The following is a 19003-nucleotide window of genomic DNA, read 5'->3' as shown; positions in this document are numbered from 1 at the left end:
TTGCATAACGGTCGGCTTTTGAAATGTAATTGTGTATCGCTTTTTGTGTTTACTTTGTGCGTATTGCTTACATCTTTACTACCTGTGTTGCTCATTTTTTTTACTACCTATAAAATTAAAAAAGGCAATTATATCACAGTAGTTCAGGTGTTTTTTCTTGAATTTTGGGGCGGGGTGGGGAACTTAGGAGAGGCATGTGGCATGCTCGTGGTGGTGAGGGCTTGTTGTGGTGTGATAAGCCCGTGTAGCGTGTTTTTATTCTAAGAATGTTGCCTTGCTTTTGCTTGTTTTAAATTGCCAGCAATAATTTTAGCATTCGGGTGATCAACGCCAAACACCTGCTGTGTAGTTTTTAAAGCTAATTCCCATAATTCAATCGCTTTGGTTAAATCCCCAGGCTGGTTTCTAGCCTGAAGAGCACTTGCTAAATCGTTTCTTGTTACTGCAACTCTTGGATGCGATTCATCGTAAGTTTGAATACTACTCTCTAGTGCCAAGTCATACAACTTAATCGCTTTGGTTAAATCCCCAGGCTGACTCCTAGTCCAAAGTGCATTTGCTAAATTGTTTCTTCTTGTTGCAACCTCTGAATGTGATTCACCGTAAGTTTGAATATTGCTATTTAGTGCCAAGTTGCATAACTCAATTGCTTTGATTAGATCTTCAGACTGGTTTCTAACTCTAAGCACATCTGCTAAATTGCTTCTTGTTGTTGCAACTTTTGGATGTGATTCACCATAAGTTTGAATGTCACTCTCTAGTGCCAAATGATACAACTCAATCGCTTTGGTTAAATCCCTAGGCTGGTTTCTAATTCTAAACACAATTGCTAGATTGTTTCTTGTTGTTGCAACTTCTGGATGTGATTCACCATAAGTTTGAATATTGCTACTTAGCGCCAAATCGCACAGCTCAATTGCTTTGCTTAAATCCTTAGGCTGGCTTCTAATTCTAAGCGTATCTGCTAAGTTACTTCTTTTTGCTGCAACTTCTGGATGTGATTCACCGTAAGTTTGAATGTTGCTATTTAGTGCTAAATTATACAACTCAATCGCTTTGGTTAAATCCTTAGGCTGGCTTCTAGTTTTAAGTGCACCCGCTAAATTGTTTCTTGTTGTTGCAACTTCTGGATGCGATTCACCGTAAGTTTGAATATCACCCTCTAGTGCCAAACTATATAAATTGATCGCTTTAGCTAGATCTCCAGACTGGTTTCTAGTTCTAAGCGCACTCGCTAAATCATTTCTTATTCTTGCGACTTCTGAATGTAATTCACCGTAAGTTTGAATGCTACTCTTTAGTGCCAAGTTATACAACTCAATCGCTTTAGTTAAATTATCAAGATTACCAATTCCCATATAATGCCTTGCTTGCCTACTAAAATCATCAGAATTATTATTTCTAATAGGGTGTTGGGCATTGTTTACCTCTGCAAAACCATAAATATCTTGAAACAATGTGCTTTCTGTGATGTTGTAAAAAGTTTTTAATTCTATAATGATTTGCTCTTTATCCTTTTTACTTATGATAATTTCATATAAATCATTTTTATAAAAAACTCTATTGCTAAAAATAAAAACGCCATTTTGGGCGAAAATTCTATTGTTACTTTTAAAGTTCAAATCAACTAGGCAAAAGTTATTTAGTGTATTTTGATACAAATCTTTGTTTTCAACATACTCAACGCAATCACCTTTATTTAACAAAGATATTTTCCCGTCTTTTTTTGGATTGGAATTACTTGCAAACCATAAGGCAACTAAAAAGTTCTTGGAAAAATCAATCAAGCCAGTTGCTGCACCAAAATGTTGTAATTCTGCCAATAACTCTATTGGTGATAACTCTTTATTTTTGTGGTAATGGTAACTCTTAGCGTCTAGCAATAACTTCTCGTGGTAAGCCTGAAACTCTTTAGCACTGGGTTTTTCTGGGGGATTTTTACCCAAATTAAAACGGCGATAATAAGTGCTGCAAACGGGGTGCTTCTCATCAGATAGGCCACGATAAACACAATCTATTCCGTTTTTTTGAATGTCTTTTAGTTGTGTCAAATATTTAATAACTGTGTCCATGATTTCTCCTAATTCGGGTTTGTATGGTATTTAAGGAACGGTTACAAACCGTTCCCTACGGTTGGGGTTTTTTTAAAAAAAATGCCAGGTGGGTGGGTGGATTTTTTTTAGGTTTTGTAATAAGGTTAATTAAATCTTTTAATAAATTCATCTTTTATGGGATGCTCGTCTGTAGCCAAAATTTCTTGCTCGTCTTGGGTGTGTGTTTTCTCTGGTAAGTGATGTTAATGCGTTTGCATTATAATGCTTTGTTGTCAATTGGCTTTAGAATTTGTCTTTTTTTTGATTTTGATGGGGTGATGTTGTGTGTGGGGTAACCTGCTTAAATAAATAAAAAAATACAATATAGGTGTTTGCTTTATGGCATAATTTCTAGATTGAATACATTTTTTTAATTGTATTTGATATTGGACAAAAAAACAACTAACAAACCGAGACCTTTGCATAAATATGGATGATTAGCAAAATTCAATTTTTGCTCAATTGGTGATTTTCTTAAACCTTGTTCTAGCAGGGCTAAGGCTGGGTTTAAAAAGTTACTAAGTGGGTAAAAAGTGGATTCTTGATGATTATTTATATTTATGCAAAAGTCTCAAACTATTAATAACATTAAAAAATAACCATTAATGAGCAATTAGGAGATCCACCATGAACATGCTTAAGCGTTTTATTCTTACCACTTTATGCCTTTTATTCACCTTGCAAGCCTTTGCGAGCGTGCCAAAGATTACCAAGATTGAAAGGGTGGGGAAAAAATTGGCCATTGCGACTTTTGACCAACCTGTTAAACTGGATTCTGTCTTCGCTTTTACGCTCATATCTGTCAGACTCTATTCTGGAGATACCTATTATATGGGCAGTGCGGAAAAATCAGCGAGTTTGAATACAGTGTATATCAACCAAGTGAATGGTTATGCAAGACAGATGCAGATTCGATTTGCAGATACGAATATTGAGTTTACCAGTCTTGATGCGGCTGATGCCAGTGGCAAAACTTCGCTTACGATAAGACTATCTGTGCGTATTAAAAATGCTGCGGGGGAAAGTAATGTTGTTGACAAAAAGGCAACTGAGCATATTGGCAATCTTTTCCTATGCTGGGAAAATTGCATTCCAATGATTGAGCAATTCACCGTTACCCAAGGGGGCAATACTGATAAAGGCCGATTGATTACTAAAAATAGTGGCATTGTTACGATTCGTGCTGTTGCCAATGCACGGACTTATCAATGGGATGGCTCTGATTTTTCCGCTATTGATGGCAATGATAAGGCGACTTTTTCCTTTGACCCCAGCACTGCAAATCTTGGTACGCACACCATTCAATTAACAACGATGTTTGACGGTCATTCAATCACCAGAGTTTTGGCACTTAAATTGGTTGACGATTATCCCGACCATTGGACAGATGCCAATAATAACGGCATTCCTGATAGTAAAGAAACAGACTATCAAAACAATCAATTACTCGCCGGAATAGACAAAAAAATCACCAGCCCCGCAGGCACCAGAATATTACTAGGCGCCATGGGCACAGATTCCGGATACCTAACCCCCGAGCAAATGAAACAATACCGAGCAAACAACCAATTATCCGACAACACCAGCGACACACAAACCACCGGCGACATCTATGACTATGTCATTGAAGGCCTAAACGCCACTGGCGACAGCACTCAAGTGATCATTCAACTCACCACCGCCATCCCCGCAGAAGCAGAATTACGCCAATACTCACCCACCCACGGCTGGCAAAAATTTGTCATTAATGACAACAACATACAATCCAAAACCAGCACCACCTGCACCGATGACAGCCCCTGGCAAACTGGACTAACCACAGGCGCCACCTGCCTTAAATTAACCATCAAAGACGGCGGCGAAAACGACACCGATAACAACCAAGCCAACGGCGTTATTACAAGCACCATTTCAATAGCAACGCCCACAGTTGTTAATGATGACAATGATGGTGGCAGTGACGATAGCAGTGGTAGCAGTGGCAGTAGTGGCGGTGGCGGTGGTTGCACTTACAACCCCAATGCGCCCGCTAGATTTGACATAGGTTTTATTTTATTAATAGCATTAAGCACTTATTACCTAATCAGAAGAAAACGCCGATTTACTCATTAAGCAACCCAATTAGTGAAGAAAAAGTCCTGTAAAACAGGACTTTTTTTTATACACACGCCCATCAGTAGGGAAGGGTTTGCAACCCTTCCTTCTCTCGCAAACTCTATTTATACATGCATCAGCAATTTTTTATCTTTGTTTAATGCGCACTCACATAGCGTGTAATGAGTAGGTTTGTGCCAAGAGAGAGGAACGGTTACAAACCGTTCCCTACGGCAAGGTTTTCCTCCCGAAGGCGAGGATGAAAAGAAGGTTTCCTTTCAAAAGCGAGGATGAAAAGAGGGTTTCCTTTCAAAGGCGAGAATGAAAAGAGTTTTTCCCCTCAAATGCGAGGATGAAAAAAAAGCCCCTCAAAAAAAAGGCAAGGGTGAAAAAAGTTTTCCTCCCAAAGGCAAGGGCAAAAACAGAACTTTTTCACACAAAAATAAGGCTCGCTCCCACAAGTAGGGAAGGGTTTGTAACCCTTCCTTCTCCCCTCCCCCACAAACTCTATTTATATGCACCAGCAACATTTCACCTTTATTTAAACACCTTTTTCCCAAACTTATTTTTGCTATATTCTTGTCCCAAACTCAAATACGCACTCCCACGCATAGTAAGTTTATGCCAAGAGAGGAACGGTTACAAACCGTTCCCTACGGCGAGGTTTTCCTCCCAAAGGAGAGGGTAAAAAAAGGTTTTCCTCTCAAAGACGAGGATGAAAAGCCCCCACAAAAAAAGAGAGGATGAAAAGCCCCCCAAAAAAGAGAGGATGAAAAGAACCACCCCCAAAAGACAAGGATAAAAAAAAGCCCAAAAAAAAGGCAAGAGCAAAAAGAAACTCCCCTCCCAAAAGCAAGGATGAAAACAGAACTTTTTCACACAAAAACAAGGCTCGCTCCCACAAGTAGGGAAGGGTTTGTAACCCTTCCTTCTCCCCTCCCCCACAATCCCCATGCCTACACCCACAACAACATTTCACCCAAACTTTTTTACTATACCCTTACCCCAAACCCAATATACACAGCATAAGAACAAAACTCACAAAAAAGAAACAATTACAAACCATTCCCCACAATAAAGTTTATCGCCAAAAGCACCTATAAACGAGGCTTGTGAACAGGAAGCCGAACACCTATTTTTTTAAAATTAACAAAGCCTTGTATTTCTTCACCATCACCCCATAAGCCAGATAAATCACTGTCTTTGTCACCTTCTTTATTAGGATAAATAACAAGGCATTTAGCAATGGTGCCATTTGTTCCCAAGCACTCGATAATTTTTTCATCCCTAGCGTAGCCTGAGAGCTGGCGAATGTCTTCAATTGTATCTCGATTGATTTTTTTGTTTTTGTATTTGGGTTTGTATTTGGTGTCAACAATCATATCTTCTATTAAAAAATCAACTACACCATAACCGCCTTTTACTTGATATTTGACTTCGTTGTTTTCCAACAGCAACGCATACACATATTGCTCAAATAACAACGACATATCAATATAAAAAGGCGGGGTTTTCTGGGTGTTTTGCGTGTTTTTAAGATTGTAGGAAAAACGCTTTAAAATCATTTTTGCCAGCTTTAACCCTTGTGCATATTCTTTAAAAAAAGCGTTATTTTTAAAACTTTTGAACCTTCTAACATCCACATCATCACTCACCAATTCAAAGGATGCTAGGCAATATGACAACAATTGCCCCAATTTTTCTTCTGTTTCAATGGGGGATTTGGACAGATAGGATTGCACGAAGCGCAAGGCTTTTTTAAGTAAACGATTTTCCAAACAATCTAAACCAAACACTGGATAACGGCACACCGTTTTATGATTTTGCCCTTTGAAAATATGATGCTTTAAAGTGTGGGATAAATTAATTTTACCTTTCACCTTGGCATTCAGATTTTCCTCAACAAAATAATAATTTTTCTTCAGCCCTTTTTTAACAATCGCCTTCACCACCTGCAAAAAATGCACAATCAACAACGGCGTTATTTCAAAATCATCACCCTCTAACGCTATTTTCGCCTGATTAAAATCAATGGCATAAATATCAGACAAATGCCGGCTAACCTGAGGGTGTTTAAAACACTTTAAAAACATACTTAAATAATCAAGACCTTGTATTTTTGGCTCAACCTGTAAAGCCAATTGGTTTTCCTCCAGCCAGCATGTGCCGATGAAATATTTGGTTTTTAATTGTTTTTTGCCTCGCCAAACATCGTAATGCAGGCCTAGATACTTTTTTTTATTCGCCTCATTCGGAATATCATCAAGCCAACAAGATAAGCCAAACCTATCGCTTTGATGCTCCTTGAGTTTAATCAACACTCCAAATCTTCAATATCCTTTTGCCTACAAGTCAAAACGCCATCTTTACGATACTCCTGCAAAATTGGCTTAATTTCATATTCTAAAGCCAACGCTAAATCCTTCTTTAAAAAATAACTATGTCCAATCATTACATCGTTTTTATCAAACTCATCAGACAAATTGTCAAATAAGGCTTTAACTTTTTCAAACAATAGCTTGTTGGCTCTACCAAGAATAACGCTCTCATCTGTATTCACATCTACAAACGCAAACCGCCGCCGAATCGCATAATCAATATGCCCTACACTCCTATCTGCGGTGTTCATCGTGCCGATAATATATAAATTCTCAGGCAAAGTAATCTCCCGACTACCTTCATATTCATACATACTCTCCACCGCCTTACCCCGATACTCCAAAGCATAAATCAACTCGCCCAGCACACTGGATAAATTCGCCCGATTGATTTCATCAATAATCAAAACAAAAGAACTATCAGAATCACTGATTGCATTTTCTGCCATTTCTACCAAAATTTTGTTTTTTACTTCGTAACTAATATTACCGTTATCATCTGTTTCAGCAACAATCCCCCGTACAAAATCCTCGTAAGTGTATGCTGGGTGGAATTGGATTAGTTTGTATTGCTCTAAATTTAGAGGCATGTTTTCGGGGGTTGCCGTTTTGTTTTCCTCTAAATTTGTAATTAGATTTTTGAGAATCGTCATTTCCGTTCCTTTTGAATTTGGAGATAGGTTCACTTTGCTTTGAGCGTCAAAAATATGTTTAGCAATCCCCACTTCATAAGAGCTTACACCACCATTTAGTTTCCATTTTTTCTCCTTCTTCTTATTATTAAGCTTATCTAAAATCTTATTTTTTACGATACGACGTAAACTTCCACTTCTTAACTTTATACCTATATACTCTGGCATTATTTCTGTAATTGTAAAAGACGATCTTCCACTAATGGTAGATATAACTAAAAGTTTTTTCAAATATGTTTCAAATATAGCATTAGTTTTGTTAATGCTTTTTTGATTAGATTGCATTAAAATGTTTAATTGCTCCTGTCTTTCATTATCATTATCACTTAAAGTATCTCCAGTAATCAAACAATATGCAATCTCTTGGGCAAGTCGTGTTTTTCCTGTGCCTGGCGAGCCTTGCAGAATGATTTGTTTTTTATATTTTAATAGTTTTATCTCTTCTTTTAATTCATTACTCATTTTCTTTTTTCCTTGATTAGATGATTTTTTACTTAAGAATTCCTCATACCTTTTTAGTGCATTACTAGGGCTATTATTTCCAGTATCTTTACACAATTGTTTTAAATCTCCACCGCTTGAACATCTAACATATAATTTATTAATAACTTTAGTATCAACGATTCCAAATAAGTTTCCATCGCTAACATTATCCCAACTTGGGATAGTTTCCCTTAAATCCTTACATAGGTTTTTTACTTGATCTTCAGAAAAAAGGTTTCCTTTCTGTGTGGTTTGTATTCTTAACCATTGTTTGAACTCTTGCTCCATATCTTTTTCACGCCTCCAAAGGTGGTAATTAATTTCATAAAGTTTTTTATCAGGAAACAATGCACGAATTTTTTGCATTATTTTCAAATATTCTGAAAATCCATTTTGTTCGATGTTTTTTTGCAATTGTTTAATGTTTTTCTCAGCATTCACATTAGAGCCTTCTAATTTATTTGCAATAGGCTTTAACACTTTTTCAATTGGAAGGAAAATATTTGAATTTATTAAAAATAAGGTTTGTGTTAATTTAGGCACGCCAACATTTGTTAAATTTAAAACCTTCTCAAAATTATTAATAAATTCTTCATCTTTTGCTTTTGTTTCCAATTCATCAAAATTTTTAATCGATATTATTTGCTGAAAAAATCTCCATAATAGGTCTGGATCATATTTATCTTTCAGTTGATACAAAACAATTGCATTAGGAAGTGGGGTGGGAAACATCCAGCAATCACCATCATTAAAATCAGGTAATGGGCTATTTATATTAAATACCCTATCAACTTCTTGAAAAAATAATTTCCTTTGATTTATAGTGTTTTTCTGTGCCAAATAATAAAAAAATGAAAATGGGTCATATGCCTCAAATTTAATAATACTCTGTCCTTTATTTTCAATTGCTTTATTGATTGATACAGATAAAGTGTCCTGATTTTTTTTACCGATATTTTTTGCTAATTCACTAAACCATTCAACCCAAGCAAAAATATCGTTTTCCGTATTGTCTTTTTTCATTTCCCCTAACCTCCTTGTTTGTACCTTCATACTCAAACTCCGCTTGGGAGTGCATACCACTCAACCACATTTTATCTTTATCCAAACACTTTTCACTCAAACTTTTTTACTATACCCTTATCTCAAGCAACACTTAAGAACATCGCATTAACCACTCTGTAAACTTTCCACCAAAAAATCAACAACAAACACGATACTTTTGCTCACCACATTAGACCTGCCAATATTACCAAAATTCTGTGTAGTAACCGTATATTCGCCATTAATACAAAAACCAAAGCAAACCATACCAACAGGTTTATTGGTGTCGTCGCTTGTGGGGCCGGCGATGCCGGTGATGGAGACAGCGATGTTGGCGGTGGAATTGTTGATGACACCTTGTACCATTTCTAGAGCGGTTGGCTCGCTGACGGCACCGAATTGGTCTAGGGTGGTGGGGTTGACTTGGAGCATGTCGATTTTTGCGTGGTTGGAATAGGTGATGTAGCCTCGGTCAAAGTAGGTGGATGAGCCGCTTTTGCTGGTGAGGAGTGCGGATAGATTACCACCTGTGCAGGATTCTGCGACGGCGATGGTGAGGGATTTTTGGGTTAGGAATTTGGTTAGTTGGTGCATTTATTTTGTGGTTGGTTGGTGGTTTAATGCCATTTTAATAAGTTTGTCTTTTTTTTGCTGAGATTGTTTAAAAGATTGGGCGAATCTCTTGGTTCTTTCTACGCTAAAGTTCATCTAACAAACTTCTGGCGGATGTTTTAGGGGTTTTACCTTCTCTCATTTGTCTTACCCCTTGAAATGCTTTGTAAAGACGCTCATGGACATCTTGCTCGACAATCGAAGCAACATAACTTTTGGCTGCTTCAATCAATACTTCGGAGCGATCAACTTTGTATTTTTCGGTGATTTCATCAATGTCATTTAATAAATAAGTGGGTATGTTGAGGTTAACTTGTTGTGTTTCTAATTCTTGTATTGAGTGCATAACCGCTTGTTTGTTAATGTATAAAAATGACATTATGAGACCTTTGTATAAATATAAATAATCATCAAGAATCCTCGTTTCACTCGCTTGATAATTTTTTAAACCCAGCCTTAGTCCTGCTAGGACAAGGTTTAAGAAAATTACCAAGTGGGCAAAAATTGAATTTTGCTAATCATCCATATTGATGCAAAGGTCTCATTATATATTATTGTTTAACGATTAAAAAAACAAATGTTAGCCTTCTTTAAGGGCGGCTTGAACGATTTCAAAAATATCTTTGGACAGGTCTTTGGTGGCGAGGATGGTTTCTAATTGTTGTTTTTGTAGGGCTTGTAATTCGGGGGTGAAGCGGCGCCAGTGGTTGTAGGTGGCGACTAAGCGGGCGCCGATTTGTGGGTTAAGGGTGTTGAGTTTGAGGATGATGTTGGTGAGGAATTGGTAGCCTGCTGGGTGGTGGAAGTTGATGCTGTTGTGGGTAAAACTGTTGACGACGCTGCGGAGGCGGTTGGGGGTGTTGAAGCAGAATAATTCGTGTTGCATGAGGGTGGTGATTTTGTCAAGGGTGCAGACTTGACTGAGGGCTTGGGTGGCGAAATATTTGTCCATTACTTGGGTGTCGTCTTTAAATTCTTGGTAAAAATCGGCTAGGGTTTGGGTGCGGTATGTGTTGTCGGTGTCTATTAGGGCTTTGAAGGCGGCGAGTTTGTCGCTCATGCAAGTGGCTGAGTTAAATTGTTTGTGTGCCAATGTTAATTTGCCGCCTTTGGCTAAATAGAAGAGGCAGATGTTTTTTAGGGCTCGGCGTCCGACTGATTCTGGTGTGATGTCGTAGGGTTGGGTGGTGTTTAGGGTGTGGTATATTTCAAGTAATAAGGGGTTGAAGCGTTGGATAATGGTTTGAATGACTTGTTCACGCTTGTGGTAGATGGCGAATACATCGATAGTGGCTTGGTGATTGTGCAATGAGCGTTCGGATGGTAGGGTTAATAAGGCGCAAATGAGCGATTTGTCTTGGGTGTTTGTGAGCATAAATTCAAGGGCGTCAAAAAAGGCGGGGGTGTCGATGCTGTCGGCATCCATTATTAAGGATAGCCAGAGGTTTTGTGCATTGTCCCAGCGGCTGAAACTGTCTGTTTCGTGTTTAACTAGGAATATTTTTTGTTCAAAACTTAAGGCTTGGGTGAGTTTGACGGGTGCGGAGAAACCACGCAGCCAAGAGGGGGTGGGTTCTGATGGTAGGTTGTCAAAGACGAAACTTTGGGTTTGGTCTTTTAGGGTTAGAACGCCGTTTTGTAATTCGGTGCCGGAGGGGGCGAATAAGGCGAATGCGAGGGGAAGGAAATGTGCGAATTTTTGGGTAACTGTGGCGGTGTAAGTCTTGTGGTCTGGGTCGTAGTGTGTGGAAATATTGATTTCGGGGGTGCCTGATTGTGAATACCAGTGTTTGAATTGGGTGAAATCGAAATTATTTGCATCGCTCATTGCGCTGACAAAATCATCGATGGTAACTGCTTGGCCGTCAAAACGCTCAAAATATAGCAACATACCTTTTTGAAATCCTGTTTCGCCTAAAAAGGTGTGAATCATACGGATGACTTCGGCGCCTTTTTCATACACGGTGAGTGTGTAAAAATTGTTCATTTCAATATAATGTTCAGGGCGTACGGGGTGCGCCATTGGACCTGCATCTTCGGCAAATTGTAAAGTGCGTAGTGCGTTAACATCCTCGATGCGTTTGATTGAGCGGGCGTGTAAATCGGCAGTAAATTCTTGGTCACGAAATACCGTTAAACCCTCTTTTAAACTCAACTGGAACCAGTCTCTGCAAGTGATGCGATTGCCGGTCCAATTGTGGAAATATTCATGGCCGATAATGGCTTCAATATTGATGAAATCTGCATCTGTTGCAGTTTTGCTGTCTGCCAGCACGCAGGCGGAATTAAAGATATTCAGCCCTTTGTTTTCCATGGCACCCATATTGAAATCATCAACTGCTACAATCATATAAATGTCTAAATCGTATGCCAAGCCGAAACGCACCTCGTCCCATTTAAAGGCGCGTTTAAGGGCTTCCATGGCAAATTGAGTTTTGTTAATATTGTGCGCTTCTACATAAATTTTGAGCGCCACTTGCTTGCCAGTCGGCGTTGTCCAAATGTCTTCTAAAACGGCAAAATCTCCTGCTACTAAGGCAAACAAATAGCAGGGTTTGGGTGTTGGGTCATGCCAAGTTGCCCTACCGTTTGACTGGGTGACTGGGTTGCCATTGCTCAATAATATTGGGTAGGGTTTGTGGTCTGCTTCAATGTGTGTGGTAAAGACGCTCAGTACATCGGGGCGATCTAGATAATAAGTAATTTGACGAAATCCATGTGCCTCACACTGGGTGCAGAAATTGCCGCTAGAGCGATATAGTCCGTTCAAACTGGTGTTGGTTTCTGGGTGGATGCGTGTTTTGATTTGCAGGATAAAGTGTGCGGGTGTGTTGTGTAGTAACAAGCCCTCTGGGGTGATTTCGTAATCGGGGGTTACTCCGTCTAGTGAAATGGTTATTAACTCTAAATCTATGCCGTTTAAAAACAATTGATTTGGGGGTGTTGTGCCTTGCCATTTGGGGTTTTGATAAAAATCGATTTTTGAGGAAACAATGGTTTCATTTTCCTCTAATTGAAAATGCAGTTCGGTGGTGTGGATTAAATAGGCGCTGGGTTTGTAGTCTTTGCGATAAATTGGTTGTGGTTCTGTGGTTTTATTTTTTAACATATAGTTGCTCGTTTAATGGTTATTATATTTTGCGCTTGAGTGGACATTAGCACGCTTTGGTTTTTGTGTTCTTTGTGGTGCGAGATTGTAAACAGTGGTTTTTTGGGGGTTGTTCATATTTATGCAAAAGTTTGTTATAGGGTACCTCCAAAAACCCCAGTGCGATTTAGGGAAATTAGAAAATAGTGCATTTTTTAGCCAAAAATAAGGAGAATAGCCCGCTATTTGATGAATTTTTGAATGAAAAAGGTGTTGTTTTATACTTTTCATAAATTGTATTGGGGTTTTTGGAGGTGTCCTATAGTTTGTGTAATAAATTTTGCTCTTTAAAGCCTCGTAGTGTTACTTGTGTTTCTTTTGTCAATGCCAAAACTTTAAAACTCTCGCCCATGGCACTTGGCAGCACCAATTGCTTAACTTGTTGCGCCAAACTGGCACGCTTGTCTGACGCTTGTTCTGCCAATAAATATTCATCAATGCCTAAGGCAATTAAAAACAAGGCTTGCGTCGCATAACCTTGAACTTCAAAACTGCCACGCTTTGCCGCCTCAGCAATATCAGAAAAATTAACCGAAGTGGTAATATCTTGCTCGCCAATATGCACAAATGGATTTTCACTTGCCTTGTGCTGGTAATAACATCTAAGTGTGCCTGCGCCTCGTTGCGGATGAAAATATTCCTCCCTGCCCATGCCGTAATCGATTAGCAACACCAAACCTTTGTCCATTATCTCGCTCAAACTTTCAACCCACGCCACTGCCCTTTCATTGGCTTCGGTGATGTAACCTTGTGCCACGCCAACGGGTAAGGGTATTTTGTCGTTCTTATAAGGGCGTTTTGTTTGCCATATTAAAGTGTCATCTTGGCAATCTACACCCAATTCTTTAAATTCCCCTGCTTGATAAATCAGGCGTTTTGCTGGCATGGCATCCAGCACTTCATTCGCAATCACCACACCTGAAAAAATTTCTGGCAAACCATTCAACCACACCACTCGATCCATCAATTCTGGCAAAATCTTAGCAATCGTGCGTTGTTGTCTTTGTTGCAATTCGGCACTAAGTTCCAATATGTAATAGGTTTTTGGCAACTGCTCTAAACGCCCTAATTCAAACAAAATTTGCGCTGCCAACACGCCACTGCCTGCACCAAATTCCAATATATCGTTAGTGCCATCTAATATTTGCGCACATTGGCGTGCCAAACAAAAGCCAAACAAATCCGAAGTTTCAGGGGCGGTAATAAAATCCCCCTGTTCACCAAATTTTTGCGCACCACCGCTGTAATACCCTTTGGCTGGATAATATAATGCCAAATCCATAAATTCATCAAACCCAATGGGTTCAGATTTTTGTATAATGGTGCTTTTAATAATTTCTTTAAGATTCATTGGAACGCTATTTTATATGAAAACAGCCTTAATTACAGGTGGCGCACAACGCATCGGCGCACAAATCACAAAAACACTACATACACATGGCTACCATGTCATTATTCACTACCGACATTCTGGCAAAGAAGCACAGGCTTTGGCTGATGAACTCAACCAAATACGCGCTAACTCTGCCACACTTGCACAAGCAGAATTGACAAACACCCAAGCGTTAAAAACACTAACAAGCGCCATTCAAACACTGGATGTTTTGATAAACAACGCCTCAGTTTTTTACCCAACACCCTTACAAGATGCAGACGAAAACGATTGGAATAAGATTATTAATAGCAACTTAATGGCGCCATTTTTCCTGTCTCAATCCCTAGCTACAACGCTAGCAAAAAACCATGGATGCATTATCAATATTGTTGATATTCACGCACAACGACCGCTAAAAAATCATGCGATTTACAACATCTCAAAAGCAGGCATTGAAATGATGACGAAAACACTGGCAAAAGAATTGGCACCTGATATTCGTGTTTGTGGCGTTGCTCCCGGCTCTATTCTTTGGCCAGAAAATGCAGCGGAACTCAACATTGAGCAAAAAAATAAAATGCTCAGTAAGATACCTTTGAACAAACAAGGCAATCCAGCGGATATTGCCAATGCCGTTTTATTTTTGGCAAATTCACCTTATATTACTGGTCAAATTATTAGTGTGGATGGGGGGCGCACTTTGAATCAGTAATTTTTACCTGAGAAATGCAATTAAAGTGATTGCCCTTTAATTCAACATTTATGTCGGATACAGAGGCTTTTTAAGATTGATTTTTAAAAAAATTTAAGTAAATAAAAAGTGGACTCTTACTGATTATTTATGTTTAGACGCAGGTCTCATGTTATAATGGCGTCTGTTTGATGTAAAAAAATTAGAATTGCATCAATTAAAAAATTTTAAATGTTTTTGGGTGCAGGACAAAACATAAACTAATATACGGCTTTTTTTTGCTGCATAAAAAAATAATAACTGTTCATTGTTTTATTAAATAATTAATTATATGAGTTAATAACCTTATAAAAAACGAGAAGAAACAGATTTTTGAAATATTACAACTCAAATAAATTAAATTTTAAATCCAACTTGGTCTAACCATATTGGAACTTTATGTATGAAAAAAAGTCTCATTACAGGACTTGATCATGAATCATATATTAATTAATGCAACGCACTCTGAAGAGGTTAGAGTTGCGATTGTAAAGAATAAAAAACTAACCTCTCTTAATATAGAAACCAGCCTTAATCAAAAAAATAAAGGCAATATTTACAAGGGAAGAATCTCTAGGGTTGAGCAATCTTTAGAGGCTGCTTTTGTTGATTATGGCAAAGACAAACAAGGTTTTTTGCCATTCAAAGAAGTGGCTGAAACCTTAAAAGAAAATGCAAAAGCCTCTGGTGACAAACTCACCATTTCCGATGTGCTAAAAGAAGGACAAGAAATTATTGTCCAAGTTGAAAAGGAAGAGCGGGGCAACAAAGGGGCGGCATTAAGCACCTACACCAACTTGGCTGGTGCCTATATGATTTTGACACCAAACAATGCAAAAAGTAACGGCATTTCTAGACAAATTACCTCAACAGATAGACAATCACTCAAAGAAATTATTGGCAAAATTGTTATGCCTGAAAACTCAGGTTTAATCATTCGCACAGCGGGTTCGGGGAAAAATTTAGAAGAATTACAATGGGAAGTTGATTACTTATCAGAATTGTGGAAGTCAATTAACGCCGCTGCTGAAAATCGCAAAGCACCCTTCTTAATCTATCAAGAAAGTGATATTGTGATTCGCACGCTGCGTGATTATCTGCGAGAAGATACAGACAGCGTCATTATCGATGATTTAGCAACTTTCCAAAATGCCAAAGAATTTGTTAGTTTCGTATTACCGCACTACATAGACCGCATTAAGCACTTTGATTCTTCTGGACATTCTTTGTTCAACCACATGGATGTTGAATCACAAGTAAAAAGTGTGTTTGAGCGTGAAGTTTCCCTGCGTACAGGTGCAACCATTGTCTTTGACCCTACCGAAGCACTGACTGCCATTGACATTAACTCCGCCCGTGCCACCAAAGGTGCCGACATTGAAGAAACCGCTTATAACACGAATTTAGAGGCTGCCAAAGAAATTGCTGCACAGTTGCAACTGCGTGATATTGGTGGCTTGGTGGTTATTGACTTTATCGATATGACTTCCGAAGAACATCGAAAAGCCATCGAAAAGGCAATGGAAAAAGCCACCAGTTCAGACCGTGCTCGCATCCAAATTGGCACAATTTCACGCTTTGGCTTGCTAGAAATGTCAAGGCAACGCCTAATGAGTTCGGTGGCAGAATCGGTAGAAAGAACCTGCCCTGCCTGCGATGGTCGTGGCACAGTGCCAACCGTTCCAAATCTAGCATTAAGTATCTTAAGACAACTTGAAGACGGCTGCAATACCTCCAATCAAACGCAGAAAATAACCATTCAATCCAGTGTTGATGTTATCACCTATTTACTTAACGAAAAACGCAATAACATTGGTCAATTAGAAGTTAAACATGAGGTCAAAATCACTTTATTGCCCAACCCCTACATGCAATTTCCAAATTTCAGCATCAGCAAACAAGCAGGGTCTAAAAAATCACACCATAAAAGTTATCAAGGTATTTCTAAGCCACAGTACAATCTTGCCGAAAATGGACTGGAAGATAACGCAGAAATTGCAGCCATTAACAGCAATCACCCGACCACACGCAAACCCAATCAAAAGAAGGTTAAGCCTTCATTTTCTTTCATGGGTATGATTAAATCAACATTGGGGCTTGGCGACAAGGAAAAAGACAAGAAGTCAAACAAAAAACAACCCAATAAAAACCAAAATCGCAATAGGAATAAGAACCAAAATCGCAATAGAAATCGCAATCAGAATCAGAATAAAGCGCAAAGCAACAAGCCACAAAATAAACAACAAGGCAAGCAAAGTAACAGAGCGCAAAGCAACAAGCCACAAAATAAACAACAAAACAACAAGCCACAGCAAAAGCCAAAGGAAAATCCTAAGAATGTAGTGCCTAAAGACAAAGAGATTAAAGCACAAGCGCAACCCAAAGAGCAGGCACCAAAAGCAACAGCAGAAAACAAAAAGCCGCAACAACAGCAAAAGCCAAAGGAAAATCTGCAAGAAAAGCCTAAGAATGTAACACCTAAAGAGAAAGAGGTTAAGCCACAGGCGCAACCCAAAGAACAGGTGCCAAAAGTAACGCAGGAAAACAAAAAACCGCAACAACAGCAAGAACCAAAGGAAAATCCTCAAGAGAAGCCTAAAAGTGTAACGCCTAAAGATAAAGAGACTAAGCCACAGGCACAACCTAAAGAACAGGCACCAAAAGCAACAGCAGAAAACAAAAAGCCTGCTAAAGCCTTGCCAAAAAACAAAAAACCCGTTGAAGTAAAAAGCGAAGAAAAGCCAAAGGTACAAACAGGTAATACTGCCAAACCAGAGGCCAGCCCTAACGATGGCAACAAAAGCCAAGACGGCGATGTATAAATTCGCTGTTTTTGGCAATCCCATTGAGCACAGTTTATCGCCTAAAATTCACGCTTTATTTGCGCAACAAACGGGTGTAGAGATTGAATATAGCAAAATACTGGCACCGATTGATAAGTTTCCACAAACGGCGCAAAACTTTATTGATTCAGGTGCCAATGGCTTCAATGTTACCGTTCCTTTTAAAATCAATGCTTTTGAGTTAGCCACTCAACACTCAATCAATGCCGAAACCGCAGGGGCAGTTAACACCATTAAAGTTGATGGCAACGAATTGATAGGTGAAAATACCGATGGCATGGGCCTGGTAACCGACTTAAATCAAAACCTAGGTATTGATTTAGGCAACAAAGTTGTGTTAATTCTAGGCGCAGGCGGTGCAACTCGAGGTATCTTGTTACCCTTGTTGCAACAGCAACCTAAACGCATAATGATTGCCAATCGCACTGCCTCTAAAGCAATTCAACTGGCTAAAGATTTTGCTAAATTCGGCAAAACCTGTGGCTTTGGCTTGGAAAAAATTAAAAATGACCCTGTCGATATCATCATTAATGCCACCAGCGCTTCGCTTGATGGACAAATGCCAAATATCGCTACTGGTGTTGCAAATAATGCGATTTGCTACGATTTAATGTATGGGCAACAAACCCCTTTTATGGACTGGGCAAGTGCCAATCAGGCGTTAAAAGTATTTGATGGATTGGGTATGCTGGTCGAGCAGGCTGCTGCTGCTTTTAAATTTTGGACTGGCAAACAACCTGAGACTCAGACAGTTATTAAGACAATCAGGGCGCTAAACGACTGATTGCCCAGGTGTTGCCACTTTTGGTATAAACAAAACGATCGTGTAAACGGTTTTCCCTACCTTGCCAAAATTCAATTGTGGTTGGTACTATGCGATACCCTCCCCAAAAATCAGGCAAAGGCACTTCGCCTTGGTCAAATTTGCGCTTCATTGCCTTAAACTCAGACAACAGAACTTGCCTTGAACTTAACCTCGATGATTGTGCTGACGCCCAAGCGCCCAGTTGGGAATCTTTAGGTCTGGAGGAAAAGTATTTAATGGATTCTAAAGTAGAGACCTTTTCCACTGTGCCAGAGATTTTAACTTGGCGCTCTAAATCTAGCCATGGAAATAATAAAGCGGCATTTGGATTGTTGTCCAATTGTCTGGCTTTTTTAGAGTTGTAATTAGTAAAAAACACAAATCCATGCTCATCAAATGTTTTTAACAAAACCGTCCTAATCCCTACTCCCTCCTTATCACTGGTCGCCAAACTCATGGCATTCGGCAAAGTCAACTCAGCCTCAATGGCTTGTGTCATCCAAATCTTAAATTGCACAAAAGGATTGTCGTCCAACTCAGCACGAGAAATGCCATTGCTGGTAAATTCACGCCTTAGTTTCGTTAAATCAACACCCATAACAAGCCTTTGTATAAATAAAAAATGATGAGAAAGCCAGTATTTTAACGGTTATTTGTATTTATACAAAGGTTTAGTGGTGCAATATTTTTTTTCAAAGGTTATTAC

The 19003-nt window shown here is 39.0% G+C and carries 12 protein-coding genes; 4 read left to right on the top strand and 8 right to left on the bottom strand.

The window, feature by feature from the left end; all coding sequences use genetic code 11:
• Nucleotides 1-260 precede the first annotated feature (260 nt).
• Nucleotides 261-2072, bottom strand: a complete 1812-nt coding sequence (locus tag MS2017_RS04355) for a tetratricopeptide repeat protein (protein ID WP_122951385.1) — start codon at nucleotides 2070-2072, stop codon at nucleotides 261-263.
• 648 nt (nucleotides 2073-2720) lie between these two features.
• Between MS2017_RS04355 and MS2017_RS04350 the strand changes: the two genes are divergently transcribed.
• A complete protein-coding gene (locus MS2017_RS04350) occupies nucleotides 2721-4205 on the top strand; it encodes a JDVT-CTERM domain-containing protein (protein ID WP_122951384.1) in 1485 nt (494 codons plus the stop codon).
• 1079 nt (nucleotides 4206-5284) lie between these two features.
• Here the strand turns inward: MS2017_RS04350 and MS2017_RS04345 are convergent.
• From MS2017_RS04345 to MS2017_RS04320, 6 genes are all read right to left on the bottom strand, one after another.
• Entirely contained in the window at nucleotides 5285-6505 is a 1221-nt protein-coding gene (locus tag MS2017_RS04345) for an McrC family protein (protein ID WP_164707604.1), read from the bottom strand.
• Nucleotides 6502-8793: an AAA family ATPase gene (locus tag MS2017_RS11670; RefSeq protein ID WP_241156961.1), complete on the bottom strand. Its 2292-nt coding sequence runs from the start codon at nucleotides 8791-8793 to the stop codon at nucleotides 6502-6504. The genes MS2017_RS04345 and MS2017_RS11670 overlap by 4 nt, the downstream gene beginning before the upstream one ends.
• A gap of 117 nt (nucleotides 8794-8910) precedes the next feature.
• Entirely contained in the window at nucleotides 8911-9378 is a 468-nt protein-coding gene (locus MS2017_RS04335) for a CinA family protein (protein ID WP_122951382.1), read from the bottom strand.
• 103 nt (nucleotides 9379-9481) lie between these two features.
• On the bottom strand, nucleotides 9482-9775 hold the full coding sequence (locus MS2017_RS04330) for a hypothetical protein (protein WP_122951381.1): 294 nt from the start codon (nucleotides 9773-9775) through the stop codon (nucleotides 9482-9484).
• 201 nt (nucleotides 9776-9976) lie between these two features.
• A complete protein-coding gene (gene pepN, locus MS2017_RS04325; protein WP_122951380.1) occupies nucleotides 9977-12505 on the bottom strand; it encodes an aminopeptidase N in 2529 nt (842 codons plus the stop codon).
• 298 nt (nucleotides 12506-12803) lie between these two features.
• The gene (locus MS2017_RS04320; RefSeq protein ID WP_122951379.1) at nucleotides 12804-13895 is read right to left on the bottom strand and encodes a class I SAM-dependent methyltransferase; all 1092 of its coding nucleotides are present in this window, start codon (nucleotides 13893-13895) and stop codon (nucleotides 12804-12806) included.
• A gap of 16 nt (nucleotides 13896-13911) precedes the next feature.
• Here MS2017_RS04320 and MS2017_RS04315 point away from each other — a divergent pair, with 16 nt between their 5' ends.
• The 3 genes from MS2017_RS04315 (at nucleotide 13912) to aroE (ending at nucleotide 18276) form a co-directional block, all read left to right on the top strand.
• The gene (locus MS2017_RS04315; RefSeq protein WP_122951378.1) at nucleotides 13912-14631 is read left to right on the top strand and encodes a pteridine reductase; all 720 of its coding nucleotides are present in this window, start codon (nucleotides 13912-13914) and stop codon (nucleotides 14629-14631) included.
• Between the two features lie 452 nt (nucleotides 14632-15083).
• Entirely contained in the window at nucleotides 15084-17471 is a 2388-nt protein-coding gene (locus MS2017_RS04310) for an Rne/Rng family ribonuclease (protein WP_241156960.1), read from the top strand.
• Nucleotides 17464-18276, top strand: a complete 813-nt coding sequence (gene aroE / locus MS2017_RS04305; RefSeq protein ID WP_122951377.1) for a shikimate dehydrogenase — start codon at nucleotides 17464-17466, stop codon at nucleotides 18274-18276. The genes MS2017_RS04310 and aroE overlap by 8 nt, the downstream gene beginning before the upstream one ends.
• On the opposite strand, the gene pdxH is transcribed toward aroE, so the two are convergent.
• Nucleotides 18257-18895: a pyridoxamine 5'-phosphate oxidase gene (gene pdxH, locus MS2017_RS04300; protein WP_122951376.1), complete on the bottom strand. Its 639-nt coding sequence runs from the start codon at nucleotides 18893-18895 to the stop codon at nucleotides 18257-18259. The genes aroE and pdxH overlap by 20 nt on opposite strands.
• Nucleotides 18896-19003 lie beyond the last annotated feature (108 nt).

This window comes from Bathymodiolus thermophilus thioautotrophic gill symbiont (assembly GCF_003711265.1).
Classification (GTDB): domain Bacteria; phylum Pseudomonadota; class Gammaproteobacteria; order PS1; family Pseudothioglobaceae; genus Thiodubiliella.
The sequence above is the reverse complement of the archived record's forward strand: the minus strand, read 5'-3'. Positions and strand labels throughout refer to the sequence as shown.